This window comes from Photobacterium sp. SKA34, assembly GCF_000153325.1.
Lineage (GTDB): Bacteria > Pseudomonadota > Gammaproteobacteria > Enterobacterales > Vibrionaceae > Photobacterium.
In genome coordinates, this window is sequence record NZ_CH724145.1 from 191362 (window position 1) to 208314 (window position 16953).

Annotated in this window: 15 protein-coding genes; 14 read left to right on the plus strand and 1 reads right to left on the minus strand. The window is 41.5% G+C overall.

What is annotated here, in order from left to right:
• The first annotated feature begins 56 nt into the window (after positions 1-56).
• The 7 genes from lepA (at position 57) to acpS (ending at position 6309) form a co-directional block, all read left to right on the plus strand.
• Entirely contained in the window at positions 57-1853 is a 1797-nt protein-coding gene (gene lepA, locus SKA34_RS19350) for a translation elongation factor 4 (RefSeq protein WP_006647197.1), read from the plus strand.
• A gap of 142 nt (positions 1854-1995) precedes the next feature.
• Positions 1996-2895, plus strand: a complete 900-nt coding sequence (gene lepB / locus SKA34_RS19355; RefSeq protein WP_006647198.1) for a signal peptidase I — start codon at positions 1996-1998, stop codon at positions 2893-2895.
• Positions 2896-2905: 10 nt separating this feature from the next.
• On the plus strand, positions 2906-3580 hold the full coding sequence (rnc, locus tag SKA34_RS19360; RefSeq protein WP_039860952.1) for a ribonuclease III: 675 nt from the start codon (positions 2906-2908) through the stop codon (positions 3578-3580).
• Positions 3577-4482 carry a GTPase Era gene (era, locus tag SKA34_RS19365; protein ID WP_005371444.1) on the plus strand — a complete coding sequence of 302 codons (906 nt, stop codon included), beginning with the start codon at positions 3577-3579 and terminating at the stop codon, positions 4480-4482. The genes rnc and era overlap by 4 nt, the downstream gene beginning before the upstream one ends.
• 8 nt (positions 4483-4490) lie before the next feature.
• Complete coding sequence (gene recO, locus SKA34_RS19370; protein ID WP_006647200.1) at positions 4491-5201, plus strand: DNA repair protein RecO; 711 nt, start codon at positions 4491-4493, stop codon at positions 5199-5201.
• Positions 5198-5929 carry a pyridoxine 5'-phosphate synthase gene (gene pdxJ / locus SKA34_RS19375; protein WP_006647201.1) on the plus strand — a complete coding sequence of 244 codons (732 nt, stop codon included), beginning with the start codon at positions 5198-5200 and terminating at the stop codon, positions 5927-5929. Before recO ends, pdxJ begins: the two co-directional genes overlap by 4 nt.
• A complete protein-coding gene (gene acpS / locus SKA34_RS19380) occupies positions 5929-6309 on the plus strand; it encodes a holo-ACP synthase (protein ID WP_006647202.1) in 381 nt (126 codons plus the stop codon). Before pdxJ ends, acpS begins: the two co-directional genes overlap by 1 nt.
• A 96-nt stretch (positions 6310-6405) precedes the next feature.
• Here the strand turns inward: acpS and barA are convergent, their stop codons facing one another.
• Positions 6406-9195: a two-component sensor histidine kinase BarA gene (gene barA / locus SKA34_RS19385; RefSeq protein ID WP_006647203.1), complete on the minus strand. Its 2790-nt coding sequence runs from the start codon at positions 9193-9195 to the stop codon at positions 6406-6408.
• A 120-nt stretch (positions 9196-9315) separates the two neighbouring features.
• On the opposite strand from barA, the gene rlmD reads away from it, so the two are divergent.
• From rlmD to SKA34_RS19415, 7 genes are all read left to right on the plus strand, one after another.
• On the plus strand, positions 9316-10638 hold the full coding sequence (rlmD, locus tag SKA34_RS19390; RefSeq protein WP_006647204.1) for a 23S rRNA (uracil(1939)-C(5))-methyltransferase RlmD: 1323 nt from the start codon (positions 9316-9318) through the stop codon (positions 10636-10638).
• Positions 10639-10707: 69 nt separating this feature from the next.
• Positions 10708-12942, plus strand: a complete 2235-nt coding sequence (gene relA, locus SKA34_RS19395; RefSeq protein ID WP_006647205.1) for a GTP diphosphokinase — start codon at positions 10708-10710, stop codon at positions 12940-12942.
• 255 nt (positions 12943-13197) lie between these two features.
• The gene (locus tag SKA34_RS19400) at positions 13198-13506 is read left to right on the plus strand and encodes a hypothetical protein (protein ID WP_157044510.1); all 309 of its coding nucleotides are present in this window, start codon (positions 13198-13200) and stop codon (positions 13504-13506) included.
• Positions 13507-13651: 145 nt separating this feature from the next.
• Positions 13652-13840 carry a hypothetical protein gene (locus SKA34_RS19405; protein ID WP_006647206.1) on the plus strand — a complete coding sequence of 63 codons (189 nt, stop codon included), beginning with the start codon at positions 13652-13654 and terminating at the stop codon, positions 13838-13840.
• 14 nt (positions 13841-13854) lie between these two features.
• On the plus strand, positions 13855-14169 hold the full coding sequence (locus tag SKA34_RS23235) for a hypothetical protein (RefSeq protein WP_157044511.1): 315 nt from the start codon (positions 13855-13857) through the stop codon (positions 14167-14169).
• A gap of 101 nt (positions 14170-14270) precedes the next feature.
• Complete coding sequence (gene mazG, locus SKA34_RS19410; protein WP_006647208.1) at positions 14271-15083, plus strand: nucleoside triphosphate pyrophosphohydrolase; 813 nt, start codon at positions 14271-14273, stop codon at positions 15081-15083.
• Positions 15084-15301: 218 nt separating this feature from the next.
• Positions 15302-16942 (plus strand): CTP synthase, encoded by a 1641-nt coding sequence (locus tag SKA34_RS19415; RefSeq protein ID WP_006647209.1) that lies wholly within the window; start codon positions 15302-15304, stop codon positions 16940-16942.
• Positions 16943-16953: the final 11 nt, after the last annotated feature.

Here is a 16953-nt window from a genome sequence, read left to right on the forward strand (position 1 = left end):
CGACAACTTGATCGTAAGATCCCATTCATTTTTATCACGAGCTAGTCACGCCATTCATGAAGCACATTCGTAACTTTTCGATTATCGCACATATCGACCATGGTAAGTCGACCTTATCCGACCGTCTAATTCAAGTTTGTGGCGGCCTTTCTGATCGAGAAATGGCTGCACAAGTTTTAGATTCTATGGATCTTGAACGCGAACGCGGTATTACCATCAAAGCCCAGAGCGTGACGCTCGATTACACGGCTAAAGATGGTGAAACTTATCAATTAAACTTTATCGACACACCTGGACATGTAGACTTCTCGTACGAAGTTTCTCGTTCACTTGCCGCTTGTGAAGGCGCATTGCTGGTGGTTGATGCGGGTCAGGGCGTTGAAGCTCAGACTCTTGCTAACTGTTACACTGCCATTGAGATGGATTTGGAAGTAGTGCCAATCTTAAATAAGATTGACTTACCTGCGGCTGAACCTGAGCGTGTAGCAGAAGAGATTGAAGACATTGTTGGCATCGATGCTATTGACGCCGTTCGCTGTTCAGCGAAAACAGGCTTAGGTGTTGATGATGTTCTTGAGAAGATCGTGGAAGCAATTCCAGCGCCAGAAGGTGATCCAAATGCACCGTTACAGGCTCTGATTATTGACTCATGGTTTGATAATTACTTAGGTGTTGTTTCTTTAGTTCGTATTAAAAACGGTAAGCTAAAGAAAAATGACAAGATCAAAGTCATGACCACAGGTCAAATCTGGGGCGTTGACCGTTTAGGTATCTTCACACCAAAACAAATTGATACAACAGAGCTAAATACAGGTGAAGTTGGTTGGGTTGTTTGTGGTATTAAAGATATTCTTGGCGCACCTGTAGGTGATACGTTAACGCTTTCAAAAGGTGGTTGTGAAACTGCTCTGCCTGGCTTTAAGAAAGTGAAACCTCAGGTGTACGCAGGTCTATTCCCTGTGTCTTCTGATGATTACGAAAACTTCCGTGATGCGTTAGGTAAATTAAGCCTGAACGATGCATCATTGTTCTATGAGCCAGAAAGCTCATCAGCACTAGGTTTTGGTTTCCGTTGTGGTTTCTTGGGTATGCTTCATATGGAGATTATTCAAGAGCGCCTAGAACGTGAATATGATCTAAACCTGATCACAACAGCACCGACTGTAGTGTATGAAGTGAAGAAAACAGACGGCACAATGTTGTACGTTGATAGCCCTGCTAAACTGCCAGCAGTGAATGATATCGAAATTATGGGTGAGCCAATTGCTCGCTGTCATATTCTGGTACCAAGTGAATATTTAGGTAACGTTATTACCTTATGTATTGAAAAGCGTGGTGTGCAGGTTGATATGGTTTACCACGGCAATCAAGTCGCACTAACTTATGATATTCCAATGTCAGAAGTGGTTCTGGATTTCTTTGATCGCTTGAAATCAACATCTCGTGGTTATGCATCACTTGATTATAATTTCCAGTGTTACCAAGAATCAGACATGGTACGTGTTGATATTCTTCTTAATGGTGAGCGTGTTGATGCACTTGCTATCATTACTCACAAAGATAATTCACAATCTCGTGGTCGTGATGTTGTTGAGAAAATGAAAGAGTTCATCCCTCGTCAGATGTTTGATATTGCAATTCAAGCCGCGATCGGTACGCATATTATTGCTCGTTCTACCGTGAAGCAACTACGTAAAAACGTAATTGCTAAGTGTTATGGCGGTGATATTAGTCGTAAGAAGAAACTGTTGCAGAAACAGAAAGATGGTAAGAAGCGTATGAAGCAGATCGGTAACGTAGAATTACCTCAAGAAGCGTTCTTGGCGATTCTTCATGTGGGTAAAGATAAATAATTATCTTTAGCTAGTAAGCTTCAAAAACGATTAGAAAGTGCTTATTTATTAATTAAATAGCACTTTCTTTTACTCTGACGCTCTAAATGGGGCAGAGCAGATCAACATTCTTCTGTTGGTCGGGTTAAACATAAGGGATAATATGGCAAACACTTTTTCTTTGATTCTGGTACTCGCTACGCTAGTGACAGGGATCATTTGGGCACTTGATAAGTTTCTTTGGGCACCGAAGCGTCAATTAAAAATAGCTGCAGCAACTGAACAATCCGGTGGTCAAGTCGATGCTAAAACGCTAGAAACTGTTGCACCACAGCCTGCATGGATTGAATCAGCAAGTTCAATGTTCCCTGTCATTGCTTTGATCATGGTATTCCGCTCTTTCATTTATGAACCTTTTCAAATTCCATCAGAATCAATGTTACCGACTTTATACGTAGGTGATTTTATTCTGGTTGAAAAATTTGCTTATGGCCTACGAGATCCTGTTTTCCACGATAAAATCGTCAGTACAGGTGAGCCAAAGCGTGGCGATGTTGTGGTGTTTAAATTCCCACCACAGCCAAAGATTGATTATATTAAGCGTGTTGTTGGCCTACCGGGCGATACTGTTCGTTACAGTGAAGATAAGCAACTGTGTATTCAACCTAAAGGTACGTCAGTGTGTAAACCGGTTAAATTAACCGATATGACTGATAGTGACTTTAAGCAAGGTATGGCACGTTTAGTTGAGTTTAAAGAACAACTGGGTGATGTTGAACACCATATTCTGAACAATCCATTACGTCGTGATCGTCGTATGGCGTATGAACCTCGTCCAGGTATTGGCGAGTGGGTTGTACCAGAAGGAAACTATTTTGTTATGGGTGATAACCGTGACAATAGTGCCGACAGTCGTTACTGGGGCTTTGTGCCAGAAGCGAATCTTGTTGGCAAGGCGGTAGCTATTTGGATCAGCTTTGAGTTTGATCGACAAGCAGATAGTTTACTTCCATCTTGGATCCCTACCGGTGTACGTTTCAATCGTATCGGTAGCATTAAATAATCGAGAGAAAATGACAACTCCAGCGAATAGGCTTCAGCGCAAGCTGGGCTACCAATTTAATAATTGTGAGTTGATGACATTAGCACTGACACACCGCAGTGCTAATGGCACCCACAATGAGCGCTTAGAATTTTTAGGTGACTCTATTTTAAGTTTTGTTGTTGCTGATGACTTATATCACCGTTTTCCTTCAGTGGATGAAGGTGATATGAGCCGAATGCGTGCAACACTAGTCCGTGGTAAAACATTGGCAGAGCTAGGTCGAGAATTCGAACTTGGTGACCATTTGTTATTAGGCCCTGGCGAGTTAAAGAGCGGTGGTTTCCGCCGCGATTCTATTCTTGCTGACTGTGTTGAAGCAATCATTGGCGCGATTTATCTAGATAGCGATGTTGAGCAAGTACGCCGTATCGTACTGGCTTGGTATAAAACTCGCCTTGATACGATTGAGCCAGGTATCAATCAAAAAGATCCAAAAACACGTCTGCAAGAGTGTTTACAAGGTCGTCGTTTACCGCTACCTGCATATACTGTAACTAAGGTACAAGGTGAAGCTCATAATCAAGAGTTCACCGTACAATGTGACGTAACAGGCTTGGATAAGCCTGTAATTGGCAAAGGCGGCAGTCGGCGCAAGGCAGAGCAGGCAGCAGCAGAACTTGCACTAAATCAGTTGGAATCATGACAGATAAACAACATTGTGGCTTTATAGCCATTGTTGGTCGACCGAATGTCGGTAAATCAACCTTGCTAAACCGTTTAGTGGGACAGAAGTTATCTATAACTTCTCGTAAACCACAAACCACTCGCCACCGTATTATGGGTGTAGATACACGTGACGGCTATCAAGCTGTGTATGTTGATACTCCAGGATTGCACATTGAAGAGAAACGTACAATTAACCGTTTAATGAACCGAGCTGCAAGCAGTTCATTAACCGATGTTGAATTAGTGTTGTTTTTAGTTGATGGCACCATGTGGACGGCTGACGATGAGATGGTATTAAACAAGCTGGCGAAGAGCCAGTTACCAACTGTATTGTTAGTAAATAAAGTTGATAACGTAAAAGATAAGCATGAACTATTCCCTCACTTGCAAGAGCTTGCAAGTAAGATGGAATTTGTTGATGTAATTCCGGTATCAGCAAAGCATGGTACAAACATTGATGCGGTAGAGAAAATCGTACGTCAGCACTTACCTGAGTGTGAGTACTACTTCCCTGAAGAATACGTAACTGATCGTTCTCAACGCTTTATGGCCTCTGAAATTATCCGTGAAAAGCTGATGCGTTTTACGGGTGATGAATTACCATACGCTGTAACGGTTGAAATCGAGCGATTCGATTACAACCCTGAAACAGATGGTTTCGATATCAATGGTTTGATTCTGGTTGAACGTAAAGGCCAGAAGAAAATGGTGATTGGTAAAGGTGGCGATAAAATCAAAGTGATAGGGCGCGAAGCGCGTTTAGACATGGAAGACTTGTTTGAACGTAAAGTTTACCTTGAACTTTGGGTTAAAGTGAAATCAGGTTGGGCAGATGACGAACGCGCACTGCGGAGCCTTGGTTACATCGACGACTTATAAGGGTAGTAATGGAAGGGCTACAGCGTTGTTTTGTCCTTCATTCTCGTCCCTATAGTGAGACGAGCCTGATCCTTGACGTATTTAGCGAGGATCACGGCCGTCTTACTCTTCTCTCTAAAGGCGCTCGCCGTAAGCGCTCTAATCTAAAAGGCACACTCCAACCCTTTACTCCCTTATTTATGAAGTGGAGTGGCAAAGGTGCGATGCCTGTTCTTACTCATGCCGAGCCTATCAGTATTGGTTTACCCCTACGTAGCTATATTTTATATTCAGCAATGTATGTGAATGAAATACTGGTACGTGTATTGGGCAACCATACCCCTTATCCTCAGCTGTTTCTGGATTATTTGAATGTGCTTAGAGAACTTGCACAAGCGGATAACCCAGAGCCTGCTTTGCGCCGCTTTGAGCTTTCGCTGCTACATCATCTAGGCTACGGGATTGATTTTCTGCATTGCGCTGGTAGTGGGTTAAGTGTTGAAGATAATATGACCTATAACTACCGTGAGCAGCAGGGCTTTATTGCTTCAATGAAAATTGGTTTATTAACCTTTCGCGGTAATGAATTAAAAGCCATTGCCGCTAGACGATTTGAAACCCCAGAGCAATTGCGTGCAGCAAAACGATTTACAAGGATGGCATTAAAACCGTATCTTGGTTCTAAGCCATTAAAAAGCCGGGAATTGTTTATCCCGCGAGGAAGGAGAATCGGAACATGAACAATATATTACTTGGCGTGAACATCGATCATATTGCGACATTACGTAATGCGCGTGGTACAAGTTACCCAGATCCAGTTCATGCTGCAGAAGTAGCTGAGCGAGCGGGCGCTGATGGCATCACTATTCATTTGCGTGAAGATCGTCGCCACATTAATGATCGTGATGTGCGTATTTTACGTGAGACGATCCAAACTCGAATGAATTTAGAAATGGCCGTCACTGATGAAATGGTGGCAATTGCGTTAGATGTTAAGCCAGAATATGTTTGCCTCGTACCAGAAAAGCGTGAAGAGTTAACCACTGAAGGTGGTTTAGATGTCTCGGGTCAACTAGAAAAAGTAAAAGCGGCAACGGAAAAGCTTACTGCTGCTGGGATCAAAGTGTCACTTTTCATTGATGCTGATCGCGCGCAAATTGATGCTGCTCATGCTTGTGGCGCACCGTTTATTGAACTTCATACTGGGCAATATGCAGAAGCAAAAACCGAAGAAGCACAATTGGATGAGCTGAAGAAGGTTGCTGCAGGTGCAAGCTACGCCCATAATTTAGGCATTAAAGTAAATGCAGGGCATGGTTTAACTTATCACAATGTTAAGCTTATAGCGGCATTACCAGAGCTCTATGAACTCAACATTGGTCATTCTATTATGGGTCGAGCAATGTTTGATGGATTAGAAAAGTCAGTTGCAGATATGCGTTTGTTAATGCAGGAAGCGCGTGGTTAATGGCGATTGTTGGTTTAGGGACTGATATTGCTGAAATTGAGCGAGTCGAAAAGGTCTTTGCTCGATCGGGCGATGCGTTTGCCCAGAAAATACTGTCTAGCTTTGAGCTTGAACAGTTTCAGCAATTAAAGCAAAAAGGGCGCTTTTTAGCAAAACGTTTTGCGGTTAAAGAAGCAGCATCAAAAGCACTCGGTACCGGTATTGCGTGTGGCGTCTCTTTCCATGATTTTACTGTTAAAAATGATGAGCGTGGTAAGCCACTACTTAGCTTATCAGGCAAAGCGAATGAACTAGCGCAAGCAATGGGAGTGAATCATGTTCACCTTACCATTGCTGATGAGCGTCATTATGCGGTTGCAACTGTCATTTTAGAACGTTAAATCGATTTTAGCTTTTCGCGTTAATAAATAAAAAACGGTAGATAATATATCTACCGTTTTTTGATCGTTAGCTAACCTGTTTAAAGCGAAAACAGGTTAGTTTCGATAGCCTTTAGACGTTTTGACGATGTTATCCATTTCATCAATCAGCTCTAATAGCTCTGGTTCAATATCGGACAGAGTTGCATTAGCTTTAAGTGCAGTTTCAATTTCCAAACATAAATTCTTCAGACGGGGAACTCCGCTGTAAGCGCAGCTACCGTGTAATTTATGAATAGGTGACCAGAGCTCAACATCTTTACCATCTAATGCTTCATTTACCAGCATTTCTACCTCAGGCATGAAATCAAGTAACATTTGTAGCATGTCATGGGCTAAATCAACTTTTCCCGCCGCTTGTTTTAGCGCTAAATCCCAATCAAAACTAACGTTGTTATTTTTTTTCACAGGAGCGAGATCATTTACTTGTCCTTCAAGCGTAACAAGCGCTCTACTTACAGATGATGGTGTTGCTTGTGGCGTTGTTGGTGCAATCCATTTTGCTAAAATTTGCTGCAGAATATGCTCTTCAATCGGTTTGGTGAGGTAATCATCCATGCCTGCATTAATTAAACGCTCACGCTCTCCCGCCATGGCGTGTGCAGTAACTGCAATCACTGGCGTGTTATGGTTCAGCGCTGTGTCATGGATTTTCTGGCAGGCTGTCACACCATCCATTTCAGGCATTTGAATATCCATAAAGATCAAATCAAAGGCTTTGTTCTTAGCATACTCGACGGCTTTTTTACCGCCGGTTGCGGTAATGACCGTTTCTACTCGCTCACCTAGTAGAGCTGAAATTAGCTTTAAGTTAGCTGGGTTATCATCTACTGCCATCACGGTAAGAGGTTGCAGTTTTTCAACAACAGTCGGTAATAGTGGTACTTCTAATTCGCTAAGTGGCTCGTCATCATTGTCACATAACGCTTCAAGCAGTTTACGTTGTGCAAGCGGTTTACCTAAGCAGGCATAAACACCGGTTTGAGTGAGTTTTTCTGATAACGCAAGTTCTGTTGTTGGTAAGCAAACTAACACCTTATCCGCCGTTTGTTCGGCTTTAAATACATCATTGAGTATTACTGGCAGTGGTGGCTGCTCACCCGGCGATAAACATAATAGAGCAAAGTCATGGTGATCAATATCATCAGGCATGCTTGCGCGATATGTAACATGTATCCCTGCGAGCATTAAACGTTGTTGAATAACAGAGGCCGCTTGCATATTGGCTTCAACCAATAGTAAAGACTTACCTTGTAGTGCTGTTGTATTAATTGGTTGTGATACGGGGAGATCCGTCTTGTTCATTTGAATAGTGAACCAGAAGGTTGAACCTTGGTGTAAGCGGCTGGTTAAACTGACTTCGCCTCCCATTTGGCTCACCAGTTTCTGAGTGATCACAAGGCCTAACCCTGTACCGCCATAACGGCGAGAAATACTGGCGTCGGCTTGGCTAAATGCTTGGAATAATTGTGCTTGTTGACGCTCTGAAATACCAATACCGGTATCACGGACCATAAATTGTAGGGCGATATTATTATCTACATCGGATTTTAACTCGACAGAGACATCAATATTGCCATGTTCGGTAAACTTAACCGCATTACCAATTAAGTTAGTGACCACTTGCTGAATACGTAATGGATCACCAATTAAGCCTGCAGGAATACGATCGTCAATCTTAAGTGTCAGCTCTAGGCCTTTTTCGTGGGCACTTGGCGCAAGTAAGCGCATGACTTCATCGAGCGAGTCCGTAAAGTCGAAAGGAATGTTTTCTAGTAACAGTTTACCTGCTTCGAGCTTCGAGAAATCGAGAATGTCATTGATGATGGTCAGCAGGTTATTGGCTGAATTCTCAATTGTTAATAGGTAATCTTTCTGGCTAGTATTCAGTTTTGTTTTGAGCATTTGTCGGGTAAAGCCAATTACCCCGTTTAGCGGCGTACGTAGTTCATGAGACATATTGGCTAAAAACTCTGATTTCACCCGTGCTGCTTCCTGCGCACGCTTTTTCGCAATATCTAATTCAACGTTCTGAATTTCTAGCTGTTCTAACGTTTCACGTAGATCGGATGTTGCCTGATCAATACTTTGTTGCATTTCAATGTGGTATTCCGACAACGAAATTGCCATGGCGTTAATACCGTTTTTCAGGGTATCTAATTCGCCCAACAATCGACCTTCAATTCGAATATCAAGGTGGCCACGACGGATCCTATCTACCACACTGATCATATGAGAAATCGGTTGTGTCACATCTTGCATTAAGCGATATGCAAACAATGATGATAGGGTTAAGCCCAGTAATAACACCATTAAGGCGGTAAATACTTCTTGGTATTGTTGTAGACGAAGCGTGCTGAGATCGAGCTCGATAGCGATATAACCGAGGGCTTTACCACGAACATCGCTACCAACATTGGTACCAAATTGACCTTCGGTAAGAATTGGCGCGCGTAATATTAAGGTGTTATCGGTTAACTGAGTATCCAGTAGCCGAGGAATAGGTTTGCCTTCAGGGTACATGAAGGAATCAAAATTACGGTGGAAGTTAGATGTGGCAAAAATATGGTTATGATTATCAAATACTGCAATGCTGCGGATGATGTCGGAATGTTTTCTATGGGTATAACCAATCAACCGACGAATTGCTTCTCGGTTTTTTTCTGTCATGCCGTATTCAGCTGAAATCGCTAAAGGTTCGATGATACTCGCACCTGTAGAAATCAGCTGATGTTCCAGATCCTGATAACGGCTCATGGTGAAAAAAGCGCTTAATAATAAGCCGATTATAAGTGTAGGTGCTAATGTCAGAGTAAATACTCTGGCACGAAGTCCATATCTGGTCATGGTTCTCTTAATTACAAGCAGACAAATCTGTGGGAGAATTAGCTCCCATCAGTAGCACTAGATTAAATAAATCAGTGCTGTTCGACAAATACTCAATGCCTGAACAGTGAGCAAAATTTTATGGCACGCTTTTTTAAGCCTCAAAAACGTAAAACCGATACCAAGCATAAAGAAATTACTATCAGCCGTTTAGATCATATCGGCGCTGGCATCGGCCATTTGAACAATAAACCTGTTTTCATTGATGGTGCATTACCCGATGAAACCGTTGTTGTGCAATTGACGGAAGACAAAAAAAACTATGCCCGAGCTCGCGTGATCAAACGTTTAAAAGACAGTGCTGCGCGTATTAAACCTCATTGTCCAATCTATGACCAGTGTGGCGGTTGTAACTTGCAACATTTATCCCACCAAGGTCAAGTTATTGCCAAACAACAGGCGCTAAGTGAATTGATGGCGAAATTTGCGATCACAGAAAAAGACGATGTAACACAAGTTGAGCCTATTGTTGGGCAAAGTGAACATTATCGTCGCTGTGCACGCTTGAGTGTTCGTATGTTACCTAATGGCAAAATGGTATTTGGTTTTCGTAAAAAACAGAGTAAAGACATTGTTGATGTGAATGCTTGTCCTGTTCTAGCGACCACACTTAATGATTTGTTACCGCCATTACGTGAACTGTTAAGCAATCTTAAAGGACGTAAGCATGTCGGCCATATAGAATTGGTTAATGCAGATAACGGTCGCGTCTTGTTAATTCGTCATTTGCAGCCATTTAATGACAACGATCTTGCAGCGATTAAAGCTTTCGCTACTGAACATGCATTGATGCTATTTTTAGCGCCGTCGTCAGATGAGCTTGACCATGTGTTAGGTGAGCAACCGTACTACGATATTGACGATGTCAGGCTAACTTTCTCACCAAAAGATTTCATTCAGGTTAATCGAGACGTTAACGTTAAAATGGTTGAGCAAGCGATCAATTGGCTTGATATTCAGCCGCAGGATAGGGTATTAGATTTATTCTGTGGGCTAGGCAATTTCAGCCTTCCGCTGGCAAGACGAGCGAAAGCGGTAGTCGGTGTAGAAGGTGTTGATGAAATGGTAGCGCGAGCGACTACTAATGCGGCAGCGAATGGTCTAGGTAACGCAACATTTTATCAAGCAAATTTGGATGAAGATGCAACGAAACTAGTGTGGGCGCAAGAGCAATTTGATAAGATTTTATTAGACCCAGCACGAGCTGGGGCGGCTGGCGTGATGCAACATATTGTAAATTTAGCGCCAAGCAAAGTGGTCTATGTATCATGTAATCCAGCAACATTGGCTCGTGACAGTCAAATGTTGTTGCAGCAAGGGTATAAGTTGGCACGTCTTGGTATGATGGATATGTTCCCTCATACAGGGCATTTAGAATCAATGGCGTTGTTTGTTAAAAGCTAATCACCATAAAAAAAATAGCAATGTGATGTAAGACAATCATCGGTATATCAGAGAAAACAGGATAGAAACATGGTCGCAGTTCGCGGTGCGCATTTAAAGGAAAATACCACATTTGAGCTTGTCTCGTGGGTCGAGAGTTTACGTCAAGATGCTAAAGTATCGAGTCGGATAGAAGGAACATATCAGCGTTGTATTGAACTTGCCGCTGAACAAGAAAATGGTCCGTTACTGTTGTGGCGTGGTCGTGAGCTAGTTGAAATCCTTGTCACCTTGAGTATGGATGACGATACGTTAATTGCAGCCTTGTTATACCCATTAGTGGAAGGCGGTTGTTACAGCACTGACGCGTTAAAAGAAGAATATAGCGGGACGATTTTACATTTAGTTCAAGGTGTTGAACAAATGTGTGCAATTAGCCAGTTAAAATCAACGGCGGAAGAAGCCGCGCAAGCCGCGCAGGTGGATAATATTCGACGCATGTTACTGTCGATGGTTGATGATTTCCGTTGCGTGGTTATTAAATTGGCCGAACGTATCTGTAATTTACGTGAAGTGAAAGATCAGCCAGATGAAGTACGCCGAGCTGCAGCGCAAGAATGTGCCAACATTTATGCACCATTAGCAAATCGTCTCGGTATTGGTCAGCTTAAGTGGGAAATTGAAGATTACGCGTTCCGTTACCAACACCCAGAAACCTACAAACAAATAGCTAAGCAGTTATCTGAGCGTCGTATTGATCGTGAGGATTACATAACACACTTTGTTGATGATTTATCCGACGCGATGAAAGCATCAAATATCCGTGCAGAAGTGCAAGGTCGACCTAAGCATATTTACAGCATTTGGCGCAAAATGCAGAAGAAAAGCTTAGAATTTGATGAGCTTTTTGATGTTCGAGCTGTGCGTATTGTTGCTGAAGAGCTGCAAGATTGCTATGCCGCACTGGGCGTTGTACATACTAAATATCGTCACCTACCAAAAGAGTTTGATGATTACGTTGCCAACCCTAAACCCAACGGTTATCAGTCTATTCACACTGTAGTACTTGGCCCTGAAGGTAAAACGATTGAAATTCAGATCCGTACTAAGCAAATGCATGAAGAGTCTGAATTAGGGGTTGCTGCGCACTGGAAGTACAAGGAGGGGACGGCATCTGGTGGCGCGAAAACCGCTTACGATGAGAAAATTAACTGGCTACGTAAGTTATTAGCATGGCAAGAAGAAATGTCAGATTCTGGCGAAATGCTGGATGAGTTACGTAGTCAGGTATTTGATGATCGCGTCTATGCTTTCACACCCAAAGGGGATGTGGTTGACTTGCCATCGAATGCGACACCGCTTGATTTTGCTTATCATATTCACTCTGAAGTGGGTCACCGTTGTATTGGGGCTAAAGTAGAGGGGCGTATTGTACCTTTCACTTATCATCTTCAAATGGGCGATCAAGTTGAGATCATCACTCAAAAAGAGCCGAATCCGTCACGAGATTGGTTAAATCCGAATTTAGGCTTTGTGACATCAAGCCGTGCTAGGGCCAAAGTTCATGCGTGGTTTCGTAAGCAAGATCGTGATAAGAATATTATTGCGGGTAAAGAGATCTTAGAAGCAGAGCTCGTAAAAATTCATGCGACATTAAAAGATGCGCAATACTATGCGGCAAAACGTTTTAATGTGAAATCGCCTGAAGAGCTATATGCAGGGATTGGTAGTGGTGATTTACGTATTAATCAGGTGATTAACCATATTAATGCGCTAGTGAATAAACCCACTGCTGAAGAAGAAGATCAGCAGCTTTTAGAAAAGCTATCAGAGGCAAGCAATAAGCAAGCAACAAACCATAAAAAACCGCAACGTGATGCTGTTGTTGTTGAAGGTGTTGATAATCTGATGACTCACCTTGCTCGTTGTTGTCAACCTATTCCTGGCGATGACATTCAAGGTTTTGTCACACAAGGCCGTGGTATTTCTGTTCACCGTATGGATTGTGAGCAGCTTGAAGAGCTTCGTCATCATGCGCCAGAGCGTATTATTGATACGGTTTGGGGCGGTGGTTTTGTCGGTAACTATACAATTACCGTGCGTGTGACGGCTTCTGAACGCAATGGCTTATTGAAAGAATTAACCAATACTTTAATGAATGAAAAAGTGAAAGTAGCGGGAATGAAAAGCCGAGTCGATTATAAAAAGCAAATGTCTATCATGGACTTTGAGCTTGAATTAACTGATTTAGAAGTGTTAGGTCGTGTACTAAAACGCATTGAACAAGTTAAAGATGTCGCTGAGGCTAAACGTTTATACGGCTAATTAACCAGTAAATATAAAAATTAAAGGGAGCATTATGCTTCCCTTTTTATTTATAAAATATAATGAGTAGTAGCAATTATTTATTTTTTTAATGATCTAAGACAAGACTTAATGTTGACTCATATATAATAGACCGATAGTATTCTATTAACTTAAAAATAAAGACTCAGTATGTATTTATCTCAATTACATAAAATATTATATGCATTATTTATAGCAATATTACTGTTAAGTAGTAGTGTAAATGCCGCGTATATGAGTCAAAATATTCAAGTATCTAATGCTGTTAATTTAGATATTAATATTAAGAACGAACTGCAATATAAGCAGACAGCTACTCAACAATCTCATCACTGCAGTTTGCAATGTGATAACGGTTGTAGTGATTGTTCACAGTGTTCATGTTGTCGAGTCTTGCCTCGTACTGGTAGTAATCCATTTCATCTACTCTCTTTTCCTCCACTCATTATAGCTCGCGTTAGTAAGCTGTTACCTATTGAATATCTTCAAGAGTCGCTTGTTCTTGCCGTTATAAAATCAATTTATCGCCCTCCTATTGCCTAATAGTTTACTTATTTCTGGATCTGAATTGGATTCAAAGTAAGTGTTAATTTAACAAAGTAATTATCCCATCTGAATTATATGGATGAGTGATAGTTGTTATTAATTAATGACGTTGCTTTATTAATAAAGCGGCAAGAGAACTATTATGAAAAATTTACTATTAAAATTATTAACTAAAAATAATGTTGCGAGTATTTTATTACTTATTTCAATGCTTCTTATTCCTGATAAAAATTTCATCAATGTACCTAGTGATGAAATCAAACAATTGCTATTTTTTATTCTTTGTCTGCAGGGAATGAAAGAGGGTGCAGATAAAGTAACGTTTAAATAATTAAAGGGGATATTATGAAGTCGAATGTATTAAACCTGAGCACAGGTAAAGGTCTTACTACAGGATTGCTATTGTTAATGTCATTTCTGTTGCCGCACTATGCGTTAGCAGAGTCTTCTAGCGTAGATTCTTTTAATCATACCTGCTCTCATTATTCTGATTGCCAACACCATAATTCACATCACCAAGGGTGTAGACACCATCGGCATGATTCACATCAACATCGATGTGAGAATCACCATTATGATAGCGGTAATGGACATAAAAATTGTGATCACGCTAAAGATCATCATCATAAGCAACATGGGCATTGCCAATATGATGATTGATCGTTGCTATGAATTTCTAAATTAGTTTTCTAGTATTAACTATCAAATTTTTGGCGCTTTAAAGTTAGATGCTTAAAGCGCCACTTTAAAGGGTTGGTGGTATGGATAATAAAAAAGCATCTCGGATGGAACAATTATTAGCAATTATGTCTCAGTTGCGAGACCCACAACGTGGTTGTCCGTGGGATTTGAAACAAAATTTTGATTCAATCGTTCCCTATACCCTTGAAGAAGCCTATGAAGTGGCTGATGCTATCGAGCAGAAAAACTGGAATGATGTAAAAGAAGAATTAGGTGATTTACTGTTCCAAGTTGTCTTTTATAGTCAGATGGCAAAAGAGCAAGGGTTGTTTGACTTTGATGATGTCGTTGCTGGCATAAGCGAAAAGCTGGTCCGTCGCCATCCTCATGTTTTTAGTGATGCTGATTTTGAAGATGAAGCAGCCGTTAAACAAAACTGGGAGGCAGAAAAAGCCAAAGAGCGCGCAGCCAAAGATCAAGATGTGAGCTTGCTTGCCAATATTCCAAACGCACTACCGGCATTAATGCGTGCTGATAAAATTCAAAAACGCTGCGCGAATGTTGGTTTTGATTGGGATGAATTAGCGCCAGTGGTTGATAAGGTAAAAGAAGAGCTTGATGAAGTGATGGACGAAGTGATTCAAGCGGTGCCAGAACAACAACGAATAGAAGAAGAGCTCGGTGATTTACTATTTTCTGTGGTGAATTTAAGCCGTCATTTAAAAGTGAAACCTGAGTTGGCATTACAAAAAGCCAATAAAAAATTTGAAAAGCGTTTTCGCCAAGTGGAAGAAAATGTGCTAGAACAAGGAAAGATCATTAGTCAGTGCTCATTAACTGAGCTAGATGATGCATGGAATAATGTTAAAGAGAAAGAAAGTAAAAACCAGTAATTAAAATCTCAGCATTATTTTTAAATAGATTATACCTATATAGCATTATTATGGTTGTTAAAGCTTGATATTTCAGTGGCATAACGCTTACTTGATTTGAAGCAAAAAAAATCAAATGGCGGTGTGATAGTTTTCACGTTGTGGCGATAAATGGTGTCTGGTATACTAATTTCCCGTCCAGATACATTTATCCTCTACACCAATCTTCCAGGTTAAACATGACTACGAATTACATTTTTGTTACGGGCGGAGTAGTTTCCTCTCTAGGTAAAGGCATTGCTGCTGCATCACTTGCAGCGATTTTAGAAGCACGTGGTCTTAACGTGACTATGATGAAGCTTGACCCTTACATCAACGTTGATCCAGGCACAATGAGCCCAATTCAACACGGCGAAGTATTCGTTACGGAAGACGGTGCAGAGACTGACCTAGACTTAGGTCACTACGAGCGTTTCATTCGTACCAAGATGACCAAGCGTAATAACTTTACTGCTGGTCGTGTGTACGCAGACGTATTACGCAAAGAGCGTCGTGGTGATTACTTAGGTGCAACGATTCAGGTAATTCCTCATATCACGAATGAAATCAAATCTCGCGTATTAGCGGGTGCTGAAGGTCATGATGTAGCAATCGTTGAAGTAGGCGGTACTGTAGGTGATATTGAATCACTACCATTTATGGAAGCTATCCGTCAATTAGCAGTAGAGCAAGGTCGTGAAAACACCATGTTCATGCACTTGACACTTGTTCCTTACCTAGCAGCAGCTGGCGAAGTGAAAACCAAGCCAACTCAGCACTCAGTAAAAGAACTTCTTTCTATCGGTATTCAGCCAGACATCTTAGTGTGTCGTTCTGATCGTATGATTCCTGCAAATGAGCGTGCAAAAATTGCCCTGTTCTGTAACGTGCAGGAAAAAGCTGTTATCTCAATGAAAGATGTAGATTCAATCTACAAAATCCCACAATTAATTAAGGCTCAAGGTCTTGATGACTTAGTGTGTAAGCGTTTTGGTATTACAGCACCAGAAGCCGATCTTTCTGAATGGGAACAAGTTATTTATGAAGAAGCGAACCCTACCTCCGAAGTAGTTATTGGTATGGTTGGTAAGTACATTGAACTGCCTGACGCATACAAATCAGTTAATGAAGCGCTTAAACACGCGGGTCTGAAAAACCGTTTATCAGTAAAAATTAAATACATCGATTCTCAAGATGTTGAGTCAAAAGGTACAGAGGTACTAGCCGGCCTTGACGCAATCTTGGTTCCTGGTGGTTTTGGTAGCCGTGGTGTTGAAGGTAAGATCCTTACTGCTCAATACGCACGTGAAAATAATATTCCATACCTAGGTATTTGTTTAGGTATGCAGGTAGCATTAATCGAGTTTGCTCGAAATGTAGCCAAGATGGCTGATGCGCATTCAACTGAATTTAATGCTGAAACTAAATATCCAGTCGTTGGTCTTATTACTGAGTGGATTGATAGTGAAGGTAAAGTTGAAGAGCGTACTGAGAAATCAGATCTAGGCGGTACAATGCGTCTTGGCTCTCAGTTATGTCATCTACAAGATGGTTCTAAGGCGCGTACGTTATACGGTCAGCCAACGATCCATGAGCGTCACCGTCACCGTTATGAAGTAAACAACACTTTACTACCTAAGCTTGAAAAAGCGGGTCTAAAAGTATCTGGTTTGTCTGCTGACAAGAAACTTGTTGAAATTATTGAAGTTCCGAATCACCCTTGGTTCGTAGCTGCACAGTTCCACCCTGAGTTCACATCGACACCTCGTGATGGGCACCCATTGTTTGAAGGTTTTGTAAAAGCGGCGGGTGCATACCACCGTGGTGAGCTTAACCAGTAAGGATTACTGAT

Coding starts and splice junctions, on each gene's coding strand:
- era (WP_005371444.1), top strand. CDS start 3,577: ATGACAGATAAACAACATTGTGGCTTTATAGCCATTGTTGGTCGACCG.
- SKA34_RS19400 (WP_157044510.1), top strand. CDS start 13,198: ATGAGTCAAAATATTCAAGTATCTAATGCTGTTAATTTAGATATTAAT.
- SKA34_RS19405 (WP_006647206.1), top strand. CDS start 13,652: ATGAAAAATTTACTATTAAAATTATTAACTAAAAATAATGTTGCGAGT.
- rlmD (WP_006647204.1), top strand. CDS start 9,316: ATGGCACGCTTTTTTAAGCCTCAAAAACGTAAAACCGATACCAAGCAT.
- pdxJ (WP_006647201.1), top strand. CDS start 5,198: ATGAACAATATATTACTTGGCGTGAACATCGATCATATTGCGACATTA.
- SKA34_RS19415 (WP_006647209.1), top strand. CDS start 15,302: ATGACTACGAATTACATTTTTGTTACGGGCGGAGTAGTTTCCTCTCTA.
- recO (WP_006647200.1), top strand. CDS start 4,491: ATGGAAGGGCTACAGCGTTGTTTTGTCCTTCATTCTCGTCCCTATAGT.
- acpS (WP_006647202.1), top strand. CDS start 5,929: ATGGCGATTGTTGGTTTAGGGACTGATATTGCTGAAATTGAGCGAGTC.
- mazG (WP_006647208.1), top strand. CDS start 14,271: ATGGATAATAAAAAAGCATCTCGGATGGAACAATTATTAGCAATTATG.
- SKA34_RS23235 (WP_157044511.1), top strand. CDS start 13,855: ATGAAGTCGAATGTATTAAACCTGAGCACAGGTAAAGGTCTTACTACA.
- relA (WP_006647205.1), top strand. CDS start 10,708: ATGGTCGCAGTTCGCGGTGCGCATTTAAAGGAAAATACCACATTTGAG.
- barA (WP_006647203.1), bottom strand. CDS start 9,195: ATGACCAGATATGGACTTCGTGCCAGAGTATTTACTCTGACATTAGCA.
- rnc (WP_039860952.1), top strand. CDS start 2,906: ATGACAACTCCAGCGAATAGGCTTCAGCGCAAGCTGGGCTACCAATTT.
- lepB (WP_006647198.1), top strand. CDS start 1,996: ATGGCAAACACTTTTTCTTTGATTCTGGTACTCGCTACGCTAGTGACA.
- lepA (WP_006647197.1), top strand. CDS start 57: ATGAAGCACATTCGTAACTTTTCGATTATCGCACATATCGACCATGGT.